The organism is Arthrobacter sp. G.S.26 (genome assembly GCF_050847375.1).
In the GTDB taxonomy this organism is placed as follows: Bacteria; Actinomycetota; Actinomycetes; order Actinomycetales; family Micrococcaceae; genus Arthrobacter.
Genome location: NZ_CP193752.1, coordinates 1,433,786 through 1,452,847 on the forward strand (window position 1 = coordinate 1,433,786; position 19,062 = coordinate 1,452,847).

At 66.9% G+C, this 19,062-nt stretch carries 20 protein-coding genes; 11 read left to right on the top strand and 9 right to left on the bottom strand.

Features of this window, described 5'->3' with window-relative positions:
- Positions 1-12: 12 nt before the first annotated feature.
- Positions 13-519 carry a M23 family metallopeptidase gene (locus ACRB8A_RS06510; protein WP_050685457.1) on the bottom strand — a complete coding sequence of 169 codons (507 nt, stop codon included), beginning with the start codon at positions 517-519 and terminating at the stop codon, positions 13-15.
- A 448-nt stretch (positions 520-967) separates the two neighbouring features.
- Between ACRB8A_RS06510 and rpsB the strand changes: the two genes are divergently transcribed.
- The 6 genes from rpsB to ACRB8A_RS06540 all read left to right on the top strand — a co-directional run bounded on the left by rpsB (position 968) and on the right by ACRB8A_RS06540 (position 5,933).
- Positions 968-1,858 carry a 30S ribosomal protein S2 gene (gene rpsB, locus ACRB8A_RS06515; RefSeq protein WP_056598980.1) on the top strand — a complete coding sequence of 297 codons (891 nt, stop codon included), beginning with the start codon at positions 968-970 and terminating at the stop codon, positions 1,856-1,858.
- A 126-nt stretch (positions 1,859-1,984) separates the two neighbouring features.
- Positions 1,985-2,821: a translation elongation factor Ts gene (tsf, locus tag ACRB8A_RS06520; protein ID WP_050685459.1), complete on the top strand. Its 837-nt coding sequence runs from the start codon at positions 1,985-1,987 to the stop codon at positions 2,819-2,821.
- A gap of 118 nt (positions 2,822-2,939) precedes the next feature.
- Entirely contained in the window at positions 2,940-3,677 is a 738-nt protein-coding gene (gene pyrH / locus ACRB8A_RS06525; protein WP_050685460.1) for a UMP kinase, read from the top strand.
- A 130-nt stretch (positions 3,678-3,807) separates the two neighbouring features.
- Positions 3,808-4,365 (top strand): ribosome recycling factor, encoded by a 558-nt coding sequence (frr, locus tag ACRB8A_RS06530; RefSeq protein ID WP_050685461.1) that lies wholly within the window; start codon positions 3,808-3,810, stop codon positions 4,363-4,365.
- Positions 4,365-5,288, top strand: a complete 924-nt coding sequence (locus ACRB8A_RS06535; protein ID WP_050685462.1) for a phosphatidate cytidylyltransferase — start codon at positions 4,365-4,367, stop codon at positions 5,286-5,288. Before frr ends, ACRB8A_RS06535 begins: the two co-directional genes overlap by 1 nt.
- 60 nt (positions 5,289-5,348) lie before the next feature.
- A complete protein-coding gene (locus ACRB8A_RS06540; RefSeq protein ID WP_056598977.1) occupies positions 5,349-5,933 on the top strand; it encodes a DivIVA domain-containing protein in 585 nt (194 codons plus the stop codon).
- A gap of 117 nt (positions 5,934-6,050) precedes the next feature.
- Here the strand turns inward: ACRB8A_RS06540 and ACRB8A_RS06545 are convergent, their stop codons facing one another.
- From ACRB8A_RS06545 to ACRB8A_RS06565, 5 genes are read right to left on the bottom strand one after another with little or no spacing between them, the layout of a single operon-like run.
- On the bottom strand, positions 6,051-6,803 hold the full coding sequence (locus tag ACRB8A_RS06545; protein WP_235504711.1) for a hypothetical protein: 753 nt from the start codon (positions 6,801-6,803) through the stop codon (positions 6,051-6,053).
- An 18-nt stretch (positions 6,804-6,821) separates the two neighbouring features.
- Positions 6,822-8,288 (bottom strand): cation acetate symporter, encoded by a 1,467-nt coding sequence (locus ACRB8A_RS06550; protein ID WP_056598975.1) that lies wholly within the window; start codon positions 8,286-8,288, stop codon positions 6,822-6,824.
- 7 nt (positions 8,289-8,295) lie between these two features.
- Positions 8,296-8,652 (bottom strand): hypothetical protein, encoded by a 357-nt coding sequence (locus ACRB8A_RS06555; protein WP_050685464.1) that lies wholly within the window; start codon positions 8,650-8,652, stop codon positions 8,296-8,298.
- Positions 8,649-9,365 carry a LytR/AlgR family response regulator transcription factor gene (locus ACRB8A_RS06560; protein ID WP_432245862.1) on the bottom strand — a complete coding sequence of 239 codons (717 nt, stop codon included), beginning with the start codon at positions 9,363-9,365 and terminating at the stop codon, positions 8,649-8,651. Before ACRB8A_RS06560 ends, ACRB8A_RS06555 begins: the two co-directional genes overlap by 4 nt.
- 33 nt (positions 9,366-9,398) lie before the next feature.
- Positions 9,399-10,631, bottom strand: coding sequence for a sensor histidine kinase (locus tag ACRB8A_RS06565; protein ID WP_056599062.1), 1,233 nt, complete (start codon positions 10,629-10,631; stop codon positions 9,399-9,401).
- A 181-nt stretch (positions 10,632-10,812) separates the two neighbouring features.
- On the opposite strand from ACRB8A_RS06565, the gene ACRB8A_RS06570 reads away from it, so the two are divergent.
- Together ACRB8A_RS06570 and ACRB8A_RS06575 are read left to right on the top strand one after the other, a co-directional pair.
- The gene (locus ACRB8A_RS06570) at positions 10,813-11,193 is read left to right on the top strand and encodes a DUF485 domain-containing protein (protein WP_050687555.1); all 381 of its coding nucleotides are present in this window, start codon (positions 10,813-10,815) and stop codon (positions 11,191-11,193) included.
- Positions 11,190-12,806: a solute symporter family protein gene (locus ACRB8A_RS06575; RefSeq protein ID WP_056598972.1), complete on the top strand. Its 1,617-nt coding sequence runs from the start codon at positions 11,190-11,192 to the stop codon at positions 12,804-12,806. The genes ACRB8A_RS06570 and ACRB8A_RS06575 overlap by 4 nt, the downstream gene beginning before the upstream one ends.
- An 84-nt stretch (positions 12,807-12,890) precedes the next feature.
- Here the strand turns inward: ACRB8A_RS06575 and ACRB8A_RS06580 are convergent, their stop codons facing one another.
- Both ACRB8A_RS06580 and ACRB8A_RS06585 read right to left on the bottom strand, forming a co-directional pair.
- Positions 12,891-13,589: a hypothetical protein gene (locus ACRB8A_RS06580; RefSeq protein WP_056598969.1), complete on the bottom strand. Its 699-nt coding sequence runs from the start codon at positions 13,587-13,589 to the stop codon at positions 12,891-12,893.
- A gap of 139 nt (positions 13,590-13,728) precedes the next feature.
- A complete protein-coding gene (locus ACRB8A_RS06585) occupies positions 13,729-14,202 on the bottom strand; it encodes an Lrp/AsnC family transcriptional regulator (protein WP_050687561.1) in 474 nt (157 codons plus the stop codon).
- 194 nt (positions 14,203-14,396) lie between these two features.
- Between ACRB8A_RS06585 and pdhA the strand changes: the two genes are divergently transcribed.
- From pdhA to ACRB8A_RS06600, 3 genes are read left to right on the top strand one after another with little or no spacing between them, the layout of a single operon-like run.
- Positions 14,397-15,566: a pyruvate dehydrogenase (acetyl-transferring) E1 component subunit alpha gene (gene pdhA / locus ACRB8A_RS06590; protein WP_432245863.1), complete on the top strand. Its 1,170-nt coding sequence runs from the start codon at positions 14,397-14,399 to the stop codon at positions 15,564-15,566.
- Positions 15,566-16,576, top strand: a complete 1,011-nt coding sequence (locus ACRB8A_RS06595; protein WP_432245864.1) for an alpha-ketoacid dehydrogenase subunit beta — start codon at positions 15,566-15,568, stop codon at positions 16,574-16,576. Before pdhA ends, ACRB8A_RS06595 begins: the two co-directional genes overlap by 1 nt.
- The gene (locus ACRB8A_RS06600) at positions 16,573-18,093 is read left to right on the top strand and encodes a dihydrolipoamide acetyltransferase family protein (protein WP_432245865.1); all 1,521 of its coding nucleotides are present in this window, start codon (positions 16,573-16,575) and stop codon (positions 18,091-18,093) included. Before ACRB8A_RS06595 ends, ACRB8A_RS06600 begins: the two co-directional genes overlap by 4 nt.
- A 226-nt stretch (positions 18,094-18,319) precedes the next feature.
- On the opposite strand, the gene ACRB8A_RS06605 is transcribed toward ACRB8A_RS06600, so the two are convergent.
- A complete protein-coding gene (locus tag ACRB8A_RS06605) occupies positions 18,320-19,036 on the bottom strand; it encodes an SACE_7040 family transcriptional regulator (RefSeq protein WP_432245866.1) in 717 nt (238 codons plus the stop codon).
- Positions 19,037-19,062: the final 26 nt, after the last annotated feature.

A 19,062-nucleotide genomic window follows, 5' to 3' on the forward strand; every position in this document is an offset into this window, starting at 1 on the left:
GCGATCCGTGCCTCACGGCGGTTCGCCGCTTAGCGGCAGCAGGACGGATGGGCGCAGGTCCATCACAAACTCCAGCGGGTCCAGGTAGGCGCCTCCCTGCCGGACGCCCCAATGCAGGCAGGGAACGGAGCCGCAGTGCCCGCCCGCGGCGGTCCCCGCCAGCTGCCCCACCACCTGTCCGGCGGTCACGGCCGTGCCCGTCGGAAGGGTGCTGAGTACCGGTTCGAAACTGCTCCGCAGTCCGTTTCCGTGGTCGATGGTCAGCACCGGCCGGTCAACCACCACCCCGGCGAAGGACACGGTGCCGGCGGCAGGCGAGGCGACCGGGGCGCCGTCGAACGCTGCGACCAGGTCCACCCCGCGGTGCCCGCTGAGCCACGGTTGGGGCGGCGGTGCGAACGGACGCAGCACCTGCGGACGGGGGGAGAGCGGCCACTGCCAGCCGGCCCGCGGCGTATCCGCCGGCACCGTGGTTCCGGCCACCAGTACCAGTGCCGCCAGGAGCAGTAAGCTCTTCATCAACCCAGCATCCACCTGCCGGGGACGCCCCGGAAGCTGCCGGCCTGGCCATGTGGAAAACGTCCTGCCGGGCCGCTCCCGGTGTCCAGCGGAAGCGGGCGGCTGTAGTACACTTGACGGAGCAGTTTGCTGCGCCCTCAACGCCTCCCGTCCCGGTGGTCCACCCCAGCGGTGTACACCCCTGTCCGGGGCGCGTCGGCACATCTCATTCAGGAGTGTGGGGGAGCGGTGGCTGACTACGCGCATCCAGCCCTCCTGCAGGAAAGCTCCGGCTTTCCCTGGGAGGATCGCGCCTCCTGCGGTCAGGACCTTACCGGTCCTGATGGGAAGCGTGATGGATGCCAGGAGCACGGCCCAACCCGGGTCACGCTAAACCAACCGTCAACAATTGGCAGGGTAAGAGAGCCATGGGCTCTCTCATGAATGACCTGCCGGAAGGAGCGTCGGCATGCCCGTCGTAACTATGCGCCAGCTGCTTGACAGCGGCGTCCACTTTGGACACCAGACCCGCCGTTGGAACCCGAAGATGAAGCGTTTCATCTTCACGGAGCGCAACGGTATCTACATCATTGACCTGCAGCAGTCGCTGTCCTACATCGACCGTGCCTACGAGTTCGTGAAGGCCACCGTTGCACACGGCGGTACCGTACTCTTCGTCGGCACCAAGAAGCAGGCGCAGGAATCCATCGCCGAGCAGGCAACCCGCGTGGGCCAGCCCTACGTGAACCAGCGTTGGCTCGGCGGTATGCTGACCAACTTCCAGACGGTCTCCAAGCGCATCCAGCGCATGAAGGAACTCGAAGAGATCGACTTCGACGACGTCGCCGGTTCCGCGTACACCAAGAAGGAACTGCTGCTCCTTCGCCGTGAACTGACCAAGCTGGAAACCAACCTCGGTGGTATCCGCAACCTGACCAAGGCACCCTCCGTGCTCTGGATCGTGGACACCAAGAAGGAACACCTCGCCGTTGACGAGGCCAAGAAGCTGAACATCCCGGTTGTGGCCATCCTGGACACCAACTGCGATCCGGACGAAGTCGACTTCCCGATCCCGGGTAACGACGACGCCATCCGCTCCGTCAACCTGCTGACCCGCGTTGTTGCCGACGCCGTTGCTGAGGGCCTGATCGCCCGCAACCAGCGTGCAACCGGTACCACGGAAGCTCCGGAAGAGCCGCTGGCCGAGTGGGAGCGCGAGCTCCTCGAAGGCAACAAGGCCGAGGAAGCCGCAGCTGCTGCTCCCGCCGCCGAAGAAGCTCCGGCTGCAGCCGCTGCAGAGGAAGCCCCGGCTGCTGCCGAGGCTCCCGCCGCCGAGGCTCCTGCCGAAGAAGCCAAGTAACACAAGTAAATCCGGACTCTCCGCGCTGCGTGCAGCCGGAGCCACTGACAGGATGGCCGCCCACGGTGTGGGCTGCCATCCTGTCAGTCCGTACACCACATCAAATTTCTAGACAGAGGGGTTCACATGGCGAACTACACTGCCGCGGACATCAAAGCCCTGCGTGAGCGCACCGGCGCCGGCATGATGGATGTCAAGAAGGCTCTTGACGAAGCCAACGGTGACGCCGAGAAGGCCATCGAAATCATCCGCATCAAGGGCCTCAAGGGTGCCACGAAGCGCGAAGGCCGTTCCACCGCTGAAGGCCTGGTTGCTGCCAAGGTCAGCAACGGCGTCGGCATCATGATCGAAGTCAACTGCGAAACCGACTTCGTGGCCAAGGCCGACAAGTTCATCCAGCTCGCCGACCAGGTCCTGGCTGTTGCTGTCGAGTCCGGCGCTGCCGATCTCGAAACCCTGCTGGCCACCGAAGTTGACGGCAAGCCGCTGTCCGAGGTTGTCGTCGAAGAGGGCGCCATCCTGGGTGAAAAGGTTGTTGTCCGCCGGATCTCCCGCATCGAAGGCGGCACGGTTGACGCCTACCTGCACAAGACCTCCAAGGACCTTCCGGCCCAGGTCGGCGTGCTGTTCGCTGTTGACGGTGCAGGCGAAGCCGCCGCCACCGCCGCCCACGACGTTGCCGTGCACATCGCCGCGATGGCCCCGAACTACCTCACCCGCGAGGACGTTCCGGCCGACCTGGTTGACTCCGAGCGCCGCATCGCCGAGGAGACCGCCAAGGCCGAAGGCAAGCCCGAAGCCGCCCTCACCAAGATTGTTGAAGGCCGCGTAACGGGCTTCTTCAAGGGTGAGGTCCTGGTTGACCAGTCCTTCGCCAAGGACGCCAAGAAGTCAGTGGCACAGGTCCTCGAAGAGGCCGGTGTCAAGGGAACCGCGTTCGCGCGCTTCCGCGTCGGCTCCTAGCCGATCCTGCCAAGGGGCGGCCACTTCGGTGGCTGCCCCTTTTGCATGCAACCGGCCGTTACCGGGCATCGGCCCCGGCAGGATAACCTTTTTTCAGACTCATCAACGGGAAGGCATCATGGAAGCCGTCAACAGTGTAATCCAACCGGAAAAAAACAAGCGGCGGGTCCTCCTGAAGCTCTCGGGTGAGGTCTTCGGCGGCGGAAAGCTCGGTGTTGACCCCGAGACCGTCCGCGACGTCGCCAAGCAGATCGCCGCAGCCGTGCCGGACGTTGAAGTGGCCATCGTGGTGGGTGGCGGCAACTTTTTCCGCGGGGCAGAGCTGTCCCAGAGCGGCATGGACCGTTCCCGCGCCGACTACATGGGCATGCTGGGAACCGTGATGAACTGCCTGGCCCTGCAGGACTTCCTGGAACAGGCCGGCGTTGAAACCCGCGTCCAGAGCGCCATCACCATGGGCCAGGTCGCAGAGGCCTACATTCCGCGCCGCGCCATCCGCCACATGGAAAAGGGCCGCGTTGTCATCTTCGGCGCCGGCGCCGGCCTGCCGTACTTCTCCACCGACACCGTGGCCGCCCAGCGCGCCCTCGAAGTCCACGCAGACGTGGTCCTGATGGCCAAGAGCGGCGTGGACGCCGTGTACACGGCGGACCCCAAGAAGGACCCCACCGCCGAGCGGCTGGAGACGCTCAGCTACGACGACGCGCTGCGCCGCGACATCCGCGTGATGGACCAGACCGCCATGACCATGTGCAAGGACAACGACCTCTCCATGGTTGTGTTCGGCATGGAAGGCGAAGGCAACGTCACCCGCGCCATCAAGGGCGAAAAGCTGGGCACCCTGGTCTCCGCCTAGCTGCGGCTAGGATGATTTCAGGACCCTTCCGTTCCCCGCCCTGCAGGCGGGGCCGGAACCAGCAACAGAAGAACCACGTGTGTGCAGGAAACCGGCGCCCCGGACTGCACCCGAACCGTCAGGAGATGCCGTGATCGAAGAAACCTTGCTCGAAGCCGAAGAAAAGATGGACAAGGCCGTAGAGGTAGCCAAGGACGATTTCGCTTCCGTCCGCACCGGCCGCGCCAACCCGGGCCTCTACAACAAGGTCCTGGTGGAGTACTACGGCTCACCCACGCCCCTGCAGCAGCTGGCCTCCTTCGCCATCCCGGACGCCCGCACCATCCTCATCACCCCGTTCGACAAGACCGCCCTGCGCGACATCGAGCGGGCCTTGAGCGACTCCGAGGTTGGCGCCAACCCGTCCAACGATGGCAACGTCATCCGGATCACCATCCCGGAGTTGACCAAGGAACGCCGCAAGGAATACGTCAAGATCGTCAAGAACAAGGGCGAGGACGCCAAGGTGTCCATCCGGAACATCCGCCGCAAGGCCAAGGAAACCCTTGACCGCCTGGTCAAAGACGGCGAGGCCGGTGAGGATGACGGCAACCGTGCCGAAAAGGAACTGGACGGCCTGACCAAAGCGCACGTGGACGGCATCGATGAGCTGCTCAAGCGCAAGGAAGCAGAGCTGCTCGAAGTCTGATGGGCCAGGCAGAACAGGCCCCGGCACCAGGGCCGCGCACCCGGGGGAAGCAGCCCAGGCCCAATCCCACCCCGAAGGCCGGGCGTAACCTGCCCGCCGCCGTTGTGGTGGGGCTGGCCATGCTCATTGCGGTCCTGGGCGGGCTGCTGTTCCTGCCCCTCGGGTTTGTCGCGGTCACCACCGCGTTCGGCGTCTTCGGGGTCTGGGAGATCTACCGGGCGCTGGAAGCCAACGGCACCAGGATGCCCATCATTCCGGTGATGACCGGAACAGTGGCCATGCCGTTTGTGGCCTACCTCGGCGGCATCGAAAGCCTGCTGTTCGCCATGCTGGCGAGTTGCATTGCGGTGCTGTTATGGCGGTCCATCGAAAGCGCCGCTGGCTCGGCCAACAGCATCTTCGCCGGGGTCTTCACTTTGGGTTGGGTGCCGTTCTTCATCAGCTTCGCGGCCCTGCCGCTGCACGTGGCCGGCGGGGCGACCCCGTTGGGCCTGTGGCCGGGCGGAACCATCCCCGAAGGGGCCTGGCAGGTAGCGGTGATGCTGCTTCTGGTGGTCTCCAACGACACGTTCGGATACCTGGTGGGCGCGTCCCTGGGCAAACACCCCATGGCACCCAAAATCAGCCCCAAAAAAACCTGGGAAGGTTTTTCCGGCTCGGTGGCGGGCGCGATGCTGATTGGGATCCTGGCGTGCATCTTCATCCTGGACAAGCCCTGGTGGGTGGGTGTCGCCCTGGCCGTGGGCACGGTCGTGGCCGCCACCATCGGGGACCTGGCCGAATCCATGGTCAAGCGTGAACTCGGCGTCAAGGACATGAGCGACATCCTCCCGGGCCACGGCGGCGTGATGGACCGGCTGGATTCCATCGTTTTTGCCTCGCCCCTCGTTTTTGTCCTGTACGTCCTGTTCTCCGGGGCCTGACCCAACCGCAGCCGGGCCCCGCACAGAAGCCGGGCCGGCCAAAGCATTGAAGGAATGAAAGTGGCATTGGACATTCATCGGCACATCCCCGCGTCCTTCGAGCGCGTACAGCGCAGCGACTACGGCTATAACGCCAAACAGGTGGACAAGTTCCTGCAGCAGGCCAGGGTGTCCCTCGAGGCACCGGAACCCGCCAACCGGCCGGTGCACAGCTCGGACGTGCGTGCAGTGTCCTTTGACCCGGTCAAGGGCGGCTACTCCGCCACCGTGGTGGACGCCGCGCTGGACCGGCTGGAAGACGCCTTCGCCCGCCGGGAACGCGATGAACTGATCGCCGCCAGCGGCGAAGAAGCCTGGCTGCGGGAGATCGGCAACCTGTCCGGCATCCTCCGGGGCCGTCTGCACCGGCCTGACGGCGAAAGGTTCCGCCGGCCCGCCAAGAGCAAAGTCCGCAGCTACAACACGGCTGACGTGGACAGCCTTTGCAGCGAACTCGTGGCCTACCTCGAAAACGACAAGCCCTTGAGCGTGGACAACGTCCGCCGCGCCGTCTTCCGCCCCGCCGCCGGCGCCGACGGCTACGAGGAAACCCAGGTGGACGCGTTCCTGGACCGCGTGGTTGAACTTATGGCGGCCATCGACTGACCCAGCGCTACGCTGCGGGAGCTACGCCGCCGGGTGGACCGCTCGCCGGTGTACCGTCCTCCGGTGTACCGTCCGCCTGCCGGCCAATCACCGGCCAATCACCGGCCAGGGGTCACGTCACGGGCCCGGGGCGGCCGGCGTGGGGGAGAGTGGCGTGTGGCGCCGCAGGATTCCTTGGTAGGAGCGCGCGCCGCTCACCGATGACCACGCGATGAACGCCAGGCCGACGGCAGCGCCGGCGAGGAACGACGTGATCGTGCCTGCACCGAGGACCGCCAGCAGGACGCCTGCCAGCATACCCAGGAGGGCGCCGTTAGCGGTGATGATAAACAGCATGCTGCTGCCTGCCACGTGGCTGAACTTGCTGCGGCCCCCGAAGAAGTAGTAAGTAGTGTCCATCCCGGCCTGGTCGTCGTGGTAACCGGCCATCAGGTAGGGAGCCACGCCGGGATCCAGGTCAACGTAGGCGCCGCGCAGCCGGTTCATGGCCGTCACATACATCAGGTCCTCGTGCGCCACGTTGATGACCCGCACCTGCGTGAGCAGACCCATGGCAACGTCGATGCAGAGCACGGTCGCGGCAAGCAGGAAAAACGGCTCGGAGAATTTTGTGGCCTGCCCCACCAGGGCCACGCTCACCACACTGGCGGAGGTGAATGTGAGGAACATGCTGATCCTGGTCAGGACCTCACTTTGGGCGGTGCTGCGGGATGCCAGCAGTCCCCAGTGCTCCGTGGCCAGCAGCTGGGCCCGCACAGCGGCCGGGACTGCACCGGCCGGCGCCGCGGCAGGCCCCGCACCGGTATCGGGCAGCTGGACGGGCGGCGCCCCGTCCTGCTGCCGTGGAGTGCTTCCGGCGTCGGTGGACATGCCGTAATTGTGCACCGATCAGCGTTCGGTTGCCAGCGGCCGTTCCGGCGTGTGCAAGCGGGTCATCACCCGTGGCATCGTCCCGGGCACCCGCCGGGCTGTGGCACGGGAGACCAGCACCATCACGGCGAACGCGGCCGGGACGGTCCAGGCGGCGGGCTGCGCCAGCCACACCGGGATGTTCGCGGCGCCGGAAACCGCGCCGGCGATCATCGCGCCGCCGCAAAGGAGCCCGCCGGTGGCCATACCGGCGATGGCCCCGACGTCCGTTAGTCCCCGCCACCAGATGCCCAGCAGCAGCACCGGGCACACCGTGGAGGCGGTAAACGCAAACACCAGGCCCACGCTGCCGGCCAGGGCCAGGGAGTCCGTCATGAAGGCAAAACCCAGGGGCACGACGGCGGACAGCACCGCCGCGAGCCGGAACCCGCCGACGCCGCCGCCCAGGACGTCCTGGCTGATGACGCCGGCCAGCGACACCACCAGCCCCGATGTGGTGGACAGGAACGCGGCAAACGCGCCGGCCACTACAAGGGCCGAGAGCAGGTCACCTGCCACCCCACCCACAAGTTCGCCAGGGAGCAGCAGCACCATGGCATCCGCCTGCCCGGCCCGGGCCAGGCCCGGTGCGAAGACCCGGCCCACCAGCCCATACGCGGTGGGGAAGAGGTAAAACACGGACAGCAGGCCAAGGACAATCAGCGTGGTCCGGCGCGCTGACTGCCCGTCCGGGTTGGTGTAGAACCGGACCAGCACGTGCGGCAGCCCGAGCGTGCCGAACAGGAGTGCCACGAGCAGCGACACGTTCTGGTACAGCCCGGTGGGGGCAGCGCCGGTGGGGTTGGCCGCGGGCGGCGCCAGTGCTGGGGTTCCTGTTCCAGCCAGGTAAAAGATGATGAACAGGATGGGCAGCGCCAGGGCCGTGAGCTTGAGCCAGTACTGGAACGCCTGGACAAAGGTGATGGACCGCATCCCGCCGGAGACCACCGTCAGGCAGACCACCACCACCACCGCCACGGAGCCGGCCCAGGACGGCAAGCCGGTGGTGATCCGGATGGTCAGTGCGGCGCCGTGCAGCTGCGGCACGATGTAGAGCCAGCCCACCAGTACCACCACCAGGCTGGTGACCTTCCGGACGGCCTTCGAATCGAGGCGAGCCTCGGTGAAGTCGGGGATCGTGTAGGCGCCCGAGCGGCGCAGCGGCGCAGCCACAAACAACAGCAGCATCAGGTAGCCGGCCGTGTAGCCCACGGGGAACCACAGGGCATCGGTCCCGGAGAGCAGGATGAGCCCGGCCACCCCCAGGAAGCTCGCGGCGGACAGATACTCGCCGCCGATCGCCGAGGCGTTCCACCATGGCCGGACCGTCCGGGAGGCAACGTAGAAGTCGCCGGTGGTGCGGGAGATCCGCAGGCCATAGAAGCCGATCGCGGCCGTGGCCAGCGACACCACGGCCACGGCTGCCAGCGCCACGCCGGGGTTCACAGCCGCCTCACCTGTCTCCGGCCAGGTCCCGGTAGCGGGCTTCGTTCCGGGCCGCGGAGCGGACGAACAACCAGGCGCTCAACCCGATGACCGGGTAGATGCCCGCACCCAGGAGCAGCCAGCCGAAGGGGATCCCGGCCAGCCGGGATTCAGCCAGGCCCGGCACGGCGGCCAGGGTCAGCGGAAACGCCGCCAGGATCACCAGGAACCCGCCGGCTACCACCAGCGCCAGCCGCAGCTGCGAACGGATCAGGGACCGGACAAAGACCTGGCCCACGTCTGAGTCCTGGGCAGCTTCACGGCTTTCGGGGCCGGGGCCGGAAGCGGGGGCGGTCAGCGGCGTGGTGACCCGGATCCGGGTCATGCGTGCGGCCTGATCCGGGTGGCTTCGAGTTTCTCCCGCACTGTGGGCAGGTGGCGGCGGCTGATGGGCAGCCCCGCGCCGGCAACCGTGACGCTGGGTCCGTCAGCGGCCAGCTTCATTGACATCACATGCTTCAGGGCCACCAGGTAGGAGCGGTGGGTCCGGATGAAGCCGGCCTCCGCCCACTGCTGTTCCAGGTCGGCCAACGGCACCCGGATCAGGTAACTCGCCTCGGCGGTGTGGAGGCGCGCGTAGTCGCCCTGCGCCTGGACGTACGTGACGTCGTCGCGCCTGATCATTTTGGTGCTGCCGCCCAGGTCCACGGTGATCATCTCAGGCGCCGCGCCGCCGTCGCGGAGTTCACTGATCCGGCCCACCGAACGGGCCAGCCGTTCGGAGCGGACGGGTTTGAGCAGGTAGTCGACGGCGGCCAGTTCGAAGGCGGCCAGCGCGTGGTCCTCATCCGCCGTCACAAAAACCACCGCGGGCGGGTTGCTGCTCGCGGCGATGGCCCGGGCAATGTCCAGGCCGGAGACTGCAGGCATGTGGATGTCCAGGAACACGGCGTCCACGGGCGCCGTGGCCAGCGCCAGCAGGGCTTCGCTGCCTGAGGTGGCCCGGAAAACCCTGCCGATCCGTTCGTCCCGGCCCAGCAGGAACGCCAGTTCCTCAACGGCGGGTAGCTCATCATCAACGACGAGGACGTTAATCATGCTCCAAGGGTACTTTCCGCCGGGGCCGCCGGCTCACGCGTCGTGGCCGGGCTGGGACTTGGGCACGCGCATGGTGATGAGGGTGCCTTCGCCGGGCGCGGTGTCGATCACCAGGCCATGCTCGTTCCCGTAGACCTGGCGCAGGCGGGCATCAACGTTCCGCAGCCCCACATGGTCGCCGTCGGCGTGGCCTGCCAGCACGGCCCGGAGTTGCGCCGGGTCCATACCCACGCCGTCGTCCTCGATGGTCACCTGGGCGAACGCGCCGGCGTCGTCGGCGGTGATGGTGATGTGGCCAGGCCCTTCCTTGGCCTCCAGGCCGTGGCGGACGGCGTTTTCCACGAGCGGCTGCAGGCTCAGGAACGGGATGACGGTGCTGAGCACCTCCGGTGCCACCCGGAGGCTGACCTGCACCCGCTCTCCGAACCTGGCCCGCTCCAGCAGCAGGTAGCGGTCAATGCAGCGCAGTTCCTCCGCGAGGGTGGTGAAGTCACCGTGCCGCCTGAAGGAGTACCGGGTGAAGTCCGCAAACTCCACCACCAGGTCACGGGCCCGGGCGGGGTCCGTATTGATGAAGGATGCGATGGCGTTGAGCGAGTTGTAGATGAAGTGCGGGCTGATCTGCGCCCTGAGCGCGCGGACCTCTGCCTCCATCAGCAGGGAGCGGGAGGCATCGAGTTCGGCCAGTTCCACCTGGACGGCCACCCAGTCCGCCACTTCGCCGGTGGCCCGGACCAGCCCGGCGCCGGCCGACGGGGCAAACGCCGCCACCACACCCACCACGCGGGTGCCGGCCCGGACGGGGGCTATCACGGCGGCCAGCCTGCTGCCCGTGCCGTCAGGCCCGGTTGCAGCCTGCCCGGCTGGAGCCTGCCCGGCTGGAGCCTGCCCGGCGCCGGCGGGCAGCACGGCCGTCCGGCCGCCAGCCAGGACCCCGGCGGCAAGTTCCATCAGCCGGGGTTTGAGGTCCTCCGCCGCGCCGTCCCAGGCCAGCACACCCGTGGTGTCCGTGATGGCCAGCGCCTCACACCCCAACAGGGTGCGCAACTGGCGGCTGGCCTTCGCCGCTCCGGCCGGGTTGAGGCCACGGCGCAGGTGCTGTCCCGCCTCGGAGGCGGCGTGGAGGGTTTTGTAGGTGGCGCGTTCGGCGTCCGTGCCCAGGTCGCGGAAGGAACGGAGCACCTTGAGGCCAACACCCACAACGACGGCAATGGCCAGGGCGATCACTGCCACTGCCGCGGCGGTCAGGAGCGGGGAGTCGGGCATGGTGCCCAGCGTAGCGGCGGGTGCCGCTCGCCGCAGCATTCCCGCCGTTGAGCGACCACCCGGGGGCAGGCACTGGATTGTGGGCGGCGCCGCACCGCAGAGTGATTGCAGTCACATCTGCGCAGGCCTCTACCCCGGCCCGCCGCCGCGTGTGAACCTTACGTCTCAATGAGGAGGAACGATGGGTAACGACGCCCACACTCCGGACGCCACCGCGTCCGTGGACTTTGAACAGGTCCAGAAGACAGAACAGTTCCAGGAGCTCCGCAAACGCCACCGCAGCTTTGTGTTTCCCATGGCCGTGGCCTTCCTGCTCTGGTACTTCGCCTACGTATTGCTGGCGGACTACGCCGTGGACTTTATGTCCACCAAGGTGTGGGGCAACATCAACGTGGGCCTGATCCTGGGCCTGCTCCAGTTTGTGTCCACCTTCGCCATCACCGGCTGGTACGTCAGCTACTCCAACCGCCGGCTCGATCCCATCGCAGCGGACATCAGGAACGAAATCGAAGGCCACGAGTTCGATAAAGACGGCAACCGAGTGAGCGGAGCGAACAAATGATCACCGTCCCCCTCGCTGTCGATGTTGCAGCCCTCAAGGACACCACCCTGCTGAATATGGGAATCTTTGGCCTCTTTGTGGCAGTGACCATGGTCATCGTGTTCCGGGCCAGCAAAAACAACAAAACGGCCGCCGACTACTACGCGGCCGGCCGGTCCTTCACCGGATCCCAGAACGGCACCGCGATTGCCGGCGACTACCTGTCGGCAGCGTCCTTCCTCGGCATCACCGGTGCGATCGCCATCAACGGCTACGACGGGTTTATGTACTCCATCGGCTTCCTGGTGGCCTGGCTGGTGGCGCTGCTCCTCGTGGCGGAACTGCTGCGCAATACCGGCAAGTTCACCATGGCCGATGTGCTGTCCTTCCGCCTGAAGCAGCGCCCGGTACGCATCGCGGCGGCCATCTCCACGCTGGCCGTGTGCTTCTTCTACCTGCTGGCGCAGATGGCCGGCGCCGGAAGCCTGATCTCCCTGCTGCTGGGCATCAGCGACTGGGGCGGGCAGGCACTGGTGATCATCGTCGTCGGCGCCCTGATGATCATGTACGTCCTGATCGGCGGCATGAAGGGCACCACCTGGGTGCAGATCATCAAGGCCATCCTGCTGATTGCCGGGGCCGCTGTGATGACCCTGTGGGTCCTCGCCATTTACGGCTTCAACCTCTCCACCCTGCTGGGAGCGGCCGTGGAGACCGCCAACAACCCCGCGGTCCTCAACCCGGGCCTGCAGTACGGCAAAACGAACACCTCCAAGCTGGACTTTATGTCGCTTGGCCTGGCTTTGGTCCTGGGCACGGCAGCGCTGCCCCACGTGCTGATGCGGTTCTACACCGTCCCCACCGCCAAGGAAGCCCGCAAGTCCGTGGTCTGGTCCATCTGGCTGATCGGCCTGTTCTACCTCTTCACCCTGGTCCTGGGCTACGGCGCAGCGGCACTGGTCGGGGCGGAAACCATCAAGTCGGCCCCCGGCGGCGTGAACTCCGCAGCACCGCTGCTCGCGTTCCACCTGGGCGGGCCGCTCCTGCTGGGCTTCATCTCGGCCGTCGCGTTCGCCACCATCCTGGCCGTGGTGGCCGGCCTGACCATCACCGCCGCGGCGTCCTTCGCCCATGACATCTATGCCAGCGTCATCGCCAAGGGGAAGGCCGACGCCGCCACGGAAGTTAAGGTGGCCCGCCGCACGGTGGTGGTCATCGGCGTCCTGGCCATCCTGGGCGGCATCTTCGCCAACGGCCAGAACGTGGCGTTCCTGGTGGCGCTTGCGTTCGCCGTGGCCGCCTCCGCCAACCTGCCCACCATCATCTACTCGCTGTTCTGGCGCCGCTTCACCACGCGGGGCGCCGTCTGGAGCATGTACGGCGGCCTCGGGTCGGCGATCATCCTGATCATCTTCTCCCCGGTGGTGTCCGGTGCGGCCACGTCCATGGTCAAGGACGCCAACTTCGCGATCTTCCCGCTCAGCAACCCGGGCATAGTGTCCATCCCGCTGGCGTTCATCCTGGGCTGGTTGGGCACCATCCTGGACCGGAACAAGGAAGACAGCGCCAAGCAGGCCGAAATGGAGGTCCGTTCCCTGACCGGCGTCGGGGCGGAAAAGGCCACCAACCACTAACCCCGCCCGGACACAAAGCCTCCGTGCACTGGACAGTGCACGGAGGCTTTGTGGTGTGGCGGGTTGGTGGTGTGCAGGGTTCCGCTACCCGGCGGGCCGCAGCTTGATGTTGGTCATCTTCAGCTGGTCAGTGCCTTCAAAGTGGTAGGCCAGGTCAACGTTCCCGCCGTCGCAGGCGATGACACCGGCGATGTCCGCCGACTTGCTGCCATTCTCCGTGGCCACGTTGACGCTGTTGTAGTCCGGCTTGCAGCTGGCGTCCATATCGAGGCTTTCGATGCCGGCAATGAACGATTCCTTGGAGATCTGCTTCTGCAGGGCAGGGTCCAGGTAATCGTCGTAGGCCGTCGAGGTGTCGCCGGCGATGACCAGGTCCGTGAACCCATCCGCGAGTCCCTTTGCCTGGTTGGTGGCTCCGCCCACAACATTGATCAGGACAATCACGCCGATGGCAACAAGCACCAGGAAACCGCCCACGGCTGCAAGGATGATCCACAGCGTCCTGCGCCGCTTCGGCCGGGGTGCCTCCCCGGGGAGGCCAAACGGGGTGGGACCCGCCTGGGCGTAGGGGTTCTGCGCGTACTGGTTCTGGGCATGCTGGCCGGGTTGTTGCTGGCCGGGGACCCCGGTGCCGAAGGGTTGTTCCTGGCCTGGCTGTGCCGGATATGGTCCGGGCCCGAACGCCGGTGGTGGTGGCGGAACGGGGGGCTGCCCGGGAACGTCCGGCTGCCGGGGTTCGGAGCCTGACGGGCCGGACTGGTTCGGTTCCTGGGGACTGCTCAAGGTAGAGCCTTTCCGGACGTGGTGCGCTGCACCGTCTGAGGGGCCCGCTGCCGGGCCGCCAATATCTGCCACCAAGCCTATAACCCCCCGCTGTCCCGGGCGTGGCCGGCGGGCGTGCGGCACAGAACGCGTGCCGGGGCTAGCCGGCCGCGGACCCACGGTCCAGCAGTGGCTGGACCCGGAACGGAATCAGTTCCCCCATGGCGAGGGCAGTGTCGGTCCGGTCCACGCCGTCACAGCCCAGGATCTTCCCGTTGATCCGGAACAGGTCCTCGGCGTCGAGCGCCACCACGCGCAACAGGAGGTCGGCGGAGCCGGTGAGCCCGTACCCTTCCAGGATTTCCGGGATGCCCGCAAGTTCGCCGGCCAGGCCGGCGAGTTTCTGCTGCTGCACATGCACCGAAATGAAGGCCATCAACGGATAGCCCAGCGCGGCAGGATTGATCCGCCGCTCAAACGACAGGAAGGCGTGCTTCTTCTCAAGCTGGGCCATCCGGGCCTGCACGGTGTTCCGGGACAGGCCAAGCTTCTGGGCCAGGGCCACCACGGTCCGGCGGGGATCCTGCGCCAGGGCGGATAAGAGGCGGGTGTCAGTGCCATCCAGAGCTTGCATAATGCGCAACGCTAGCACGGTGCAGATACTCCGGACAGGGCACTTTGCTCAATGATCCGTGCAGTGGTTGTACCTTGTGGTGGTTGTGAGTAGGGTCACAATATCCGGGGCAACGGCGCCCGGGCGGCCCGCGGTGGGCAGGGCCAAAAGCCCCGCAACCGCAGGTCAAACGACGTAAGAAGGTGCGGGCTATCGTGTCTACAGACGAAACGGGCCAGGGCGCGGCAGCAGCCCCGGAAATGGCGGAAACCAGCCCTGCGGTGGCACACCGCCTGATCCAGCTGATCACTCCCGCGGGGGAGCGGGTCAGCCATCCGGAATTCGACTTCTGGGTCAAGGATGTCAGCGACGAACAGCTCTGCTCCCTGTTCGAGGACATGACGGTCATCCGGCGCATCGACGTGGAGGCCACCGCCCTGCAGCGCCAGGGCGAACTCGCCCTTTGGCCGCCACTGCTGGGCCAGGAAGCGGCACAGATCGGTTCCGGCCGTTCGCTCCGCCAGGACGATTTTGTGTTTTCCAGCTACCGGGAAAACGGCGTGGCTTACTGCCGGGGCGTGGACCTCACGGACCTGGTCCGGGTGTGGCGGGGCAACGCTTCATCTGGCTGGAATCCCTACGCCATCAACATGGCCACCCCGCAGATCATCATCGGCGCCCAGACCCTCCACGCCACGGGGTATGCCATGGGCATCCAGTACGACGGCGCGGACGCCGTTTCCGTGGCGTACTTCGGTGACGGCGCCACCAGTGAGGGCGACGTTAATGAGGCAATGGTCTTCGCGGCGAGCTTCCAGGTGCCGGTTGTTTTCTTCTGCACCAACAACCACTGGGCAATTTCCGAACCGGTGCGGCTGCAGTCCCATATCCAGCTTGCCGACCGTGCTGCCGGCTTCGGCATCCCCAGCCTGCGGGTGGACGGGAACGACGTCCTGGCCGTTATGGCCGTCACCCGGCTCGCACTGGACCGGGCGCGGCGTGGCGGCGGCCCCACGTTCATCGAAGCCGTCAGCTACCGGATGGGTCCGCACACCACAGCCGATGACCCCACACGGTACCGGGACGCCAACGAACTTGAAGACTGGGCGGCGAAGGATCCCATCAGCCGGGTGGCGGCGCTCCTGGAACGGAAGGGCGTGCTGACGGCGGACTTCCAGCAGCACGTCAGGGACCAGGCCGACGCCGTTGCCCACCGGATGCGTAAGGGCTGCACCACCATGCCGGACCCTGAGCCCATGGACGTTTTCCGGCATGTCTACAGCACTCCCAACTCGTGGCTGGACCGGCAGCAGGAGCATTACGCCCGATATCTGGCCTCCTTCGGGGAACCCGCCGGAGCCGCAACCCAGGAGGGTGCACGCTGATGACCCGCATGACCTTCGCCCGCGCCATCAACGCGGGCCTGCGCAAATCGCTGGAAAACGATCCCAAGGTGATCCTGATGGGGGAGGACATCGGCGCCCTCGGCGGCGTCTTCCGGATCACGGACGGCCTGCAGAAGGACTTCGGTACACACCGCGTGGTGGACACGCCGCTGGCGGAGTCAGCCATCCTCGGAACCGCGGTTGGCCTGGCCTACCGCGGCTACCGCCCCGTGGTGGAGATCCAGTTCGACGGCTTCATCTACCCCGCCTTCGACCAGATCGTCAGCCAGGTGGCCAAGCTCCACTACCGCACCCAGGGCGCCGTCAGGATGCCCATCACCATCAGGGTCCCGTTCGGCGGCGGCATCGGCTCCCCGGAACACCACTCCGAATCCCCGGAGGCTTACTTCACGCACACCTCCGGCCTGCGCGTGGTCAGCGTCTCCAACCCGCAGGACGCCTACACAGTGATCCAGCAGGCCATCTCCTGTGATGATCCCGTCCTCTACTTCGAACCGAAGCGCAGGTACCACGACAAGGGCGAGGTGGATGAAGGGGTTGACCGTGCCGCAGCGCTGCCCATGGGACAGGCCAGGGTCCTGACGCAAGGCACCGACGTGACCCTGGTGGCGTACGGGCCGCTGGTCAAAACCGCACTGGACGCCGCCGCGGCGGCCGCGGACGAAGGGATCTCCCTGGAGGTCATTGACCTGCGCTCGCTGGCCCCCGTGGACTACGACACCGTGGTGGCCTCGGTCCGCAGGACCGGCCGCCTGGTGGTCACACACGAAGCAGGGCAATCCGGTGGCCTCGGCGCCGAAGTCGCAGCCAGCATCACCGAACGGTGCTTCAACCACCTGGAGGCGGCACCCGTCCGGATCACCGGCTTTGACATCCCCTACCCCTATTCCAAGCTGGAGATGCACCACCTGCCCGGCCTGGACCGCATCCTGGACGGCGTTGACCGTGCCCTGGGCCGGCCCAACTCCCTGAGCGGGCTGGAAGGATGAGCGCCACCATGATCAAGGAATTCCGGCTCCCGGACCTGGGCGAGGGCCTTACCGAATCAGAAATCCTCAGCTGGAAGGTGGCGGTGGGGGACACTGTCACCCTCAACCAGGTGATCGCCGAAGTCGAGACGGCAAAGGCTGTGGTGGAACTGCCGTCGCCATTTGCGGGTGTCATCAGGGAACTGCATGAGCAGCCAGGCTCCGTGGTGGCGGTAGGGAACCCCATCGTTTCCTTTGAGGTGCCGGACGACGCCGCCCTCCCGCCGGCCGCTGCAGCCAAAGGTCCGGCCAACGGTGCAGCCGCAACCGAAGGCGCCGCTGGGACCGTCACCGCTGTGCCAGAAGAGGGCGCGACGGAAGATGCCGTGGCAGCAAGTGCCGCGCGCGGGCAGTCGGCAGTGGACGCAGTGCCGGCCACGCCCAAGCGGGAGCCCAACCTCGTCGGGTACGGGGCCGTCGTCGAAAGCTCCGGCAGGCCGGCCCGGCGGCCCAGGATTTTCGCGCCCGCTGGTTCGAGCGCCGCCGATCCAGCCCCGGTCACGCCGCGCCAAGCAGGTCCCGCCGCAGCCAAACCGGTGGAAAGCACCGTGGAGCGGCCGCGGTCCACCCCACCGGTCCGCAAGCTGGCCCGCGACCTCCAGGTGGACCTCGCGCAGGTTGCTGGCACCGGACCGCAGGGCCTGATCACCAGGGAAGACGTCCAGGCTTTTGTCCACGGTGCGCCCGGGGAGACGGGAACCCCCGCGGAGCATCGGGCGGCGGAGCAGCAGTCAGGTGAGCAGCCCGGGAAGCAGCCTGTGGTGCAGGGGGCCGGTGAACGTGAATTCCGCACGCCCATCAAGGGAGTGCGGAAATACACTGCAGCGGCCATGGTGGAAAGTGCCTTCACGGCCCCGCACGTCACGGAGTTCCTCACGGTCGATGTCACTCCCACCATGGAGCTGCTGGGCCGGCTGAAGGCAAGCAGGGAGTACGGTGCACTCCGGCTGACGCCGCTCACACTCGCGGCGAAAGCGGTGCTCATCGCCCTGCGGCGCAACCCATCGCTGAATTCGCGCTGGGACGGTGCCGCCCAGGAGATCGTCACCTATAACTACGTGAACCTGGGGATAGCCGCCGCTACTCCAAGGGGCCTTACCGTTCCGAATATCAAGGACGCGGACCGGTTGTCCCTGGCTGGGCTCGCCGAAGCGCTGGCAGCACTGACCGACACAGCGAGGGCCGGCCGGACCGCGCCCGGAGAGCTGTCCGGTGGGACGCTCTCCATCACCAACATCGGTGTGTTCGGCATTGATGCCGGCACGCCCATCCTGAATCCCGGTGAGGCGGCGATCCTGGCGCTGGGGGCTGTCCGGACTGCGCCGTGGGAGTACCGCGGGGAAGTGGCCCTCCGGCAAGTCATCACGCTCAGCCTGTCCTTCGACCACCGTCTGGTGGACGGTGAGCAGGGCTCCCGTTTCCTTGCCGATGTCGGCGCCATCCTGGCAGAACCCGGCATGGCCCTCACCATGGTCTGAGGGCTTTGTCGGGCCGGGCCTGGTCGGGACCCCGGCCAGGCCTCGGCCGGGCTGATCATCAACCCTGACCAGCTAGCCTGATCAGCAAGCCTGACCGGGAACCCTGACCAGCTAGCCTGATCAGCAACCCTGACCAGGAACCCGGATCAGCAAGCCTGATCAGCAACCCTGACCAGGAACCCTGATCAGTGGGCCTGACCAGCAAGCCGTGGTCAGCAAGCCGCGGTCAGGAAACAGGTTCCGGCGTCCCAACCGTGAGGGCCGCCACGGCCATGGCCTCTAGCAGCGGGCGGGCGGTCTTCGAGGCAACCCGCCGGCCGTGCCCGGATACGGAATGCGGCGTGGAGTTGATCAGGCCGAAGGTGGCCTGGGCACGCATGCGGAGCTCTGCAGGGTCAGTGCCCGGATGGAGCTGCACCAGGACATCCACCCACACCTCCACGTAGCTGCGCTGGAGCAGGCGCACCGCCGCCTGGTCGGGCCCGGCCAGGGCGCTGAAGTCACGGTCCTGCACCCGGATCACGTCCGGTTTGCCCAAGGCGAACTCCACCTGGAACGCCACCAGCCGGCGCACGGCGGTGAGGGGATCGGGGTGCCGGTCCACTACCTGCCGGCCGCCCGCCAGCAGGTCCTCGCTCACAGTCACCAGCAGCGCTGCCAGCACCGCCTGCTTGCCCGGAAAATGCCGGTACACAGCGGGTCCGCTGATGCCTGCCGCGGCGCCGAGGTCCTCCAGCGATACCCGGGTGAACCCGTCGCGGGCAAACAGGGAAGCGGCAGCGGCCAGCAGCGCCTGCCGGCGGTTCTCCTTGGCCTGGCTCCGCTGGGTGGTTCCCGCGGTGGTTCCCGCGGTGGTTCCCGCCGTGAGTCCTGCCGTGGTGCCGGCACCACCGGGCAGTGGACCGCTGTTCCCGCCCATGTGCGTGGTGTCATTGCTTGGCACTTTTCCTCCTTGGACCCGCAGATTCT

Bases quoted from the DNA above. Each gene is read 5' to 3' on its own strand.
- ACRB8A_RS06510 (WP_050685457.1), bottom strand. From the start codon at position 519: ATGAAGAGCTTACTGCTCCTGGCGGCACTGGTACTGGTGGCCGGAACC.
- rpsB (WP_056598980.1), top strand. From the start codon at position 968: ATGCCCGTCGTAACTATGCGCCAGCTGCTTGACAGCGGCGTCCACTTT.
- tsf (WP_050685459.1), top strand. From the start codon at position 1,985: ATGGCGAACTACACTGCCGCGGACATCAAAGCCCTGCGTGAGCGCACC.
- pyrH (WP_050685460.1), top strand. From the start codon at position 2,940: ATGGAAGCCGTCAACAGTGTAATCCAACCGGAAAAAAACAAGCGGCGG.
- ACRB8A_RS06535 (WP_050685462.1), top strand. From the start codon at position 4,365: ATGGGCCAGGCAGAACAGGCCCCGGCACCAGGGCCGCGCACCCGGGGG.
- ACRB8A_RS06545 (WP_235504711.1), bottom strand. From the start codon at position 6,803: ATGTCCACCGACGCCGGAAGCACTCCACGGCAGCAGGACGGGGCGCCG.
- ACRB8A_RS06555 (WP_050685464.1), bottom strand. From the start codon at position 8,652: ATGACCCGGATCCGGGTCACCACGCCGCTGACCGCCCCCGCTTCCGGC.
- ACRB8A_RS06560 (WP_432245862.1), bottom strand. From the start codon at position 9,365: ATGATTAACGTCCTCGTCGTTGATGATGAGCTACCCGCCGTTGAGGAA.
- ACRB8A_RS06565 (WP_056599062.1), bottom strand. From the start codon at position 10,631: ATGCCCGACTCCCCGCTCCTGACCGCCGCGGCAGTGGCAGTGATCGCC.
- ACRB8A_RS06570 (WP_050687555.1), top strand. From the start codon at position 10,813: ATGGGTAACGACGCCCACACTCCGGACGCCACCGCGTCCGTGGACTTT.
- ACRB8A_RS06575 (WP_056598972.1), top strand. From the start codon at position 11,190: ATGATCACCGTCCCCCTCGCTGTCGATGTTGCAGCCCTCAAGGACACC.
- ACRB8A_RS06585 (WP_050687561.1), bottom strand. From the start codon at position 14,202: ATGCAAGCTCTGGATGGCACTGACACCCGCCTCTTATCCGCCCTGGCG.
- ACRB8A_RS06595 (WP_432245864.1), top strand. From the start codon at position 15,566: ATGACCCGCATGACCTTCGCCCGCGCCATCAACGCGGGCCTGCGCAAA.
- ACRB8A_RS06600 (WP_432245865.1), top strand. From the start codon at position 16,573: ATGAGCGCCACCATGATCAAGGAATTCCGGCTCCCGGACCTGGGCGAG.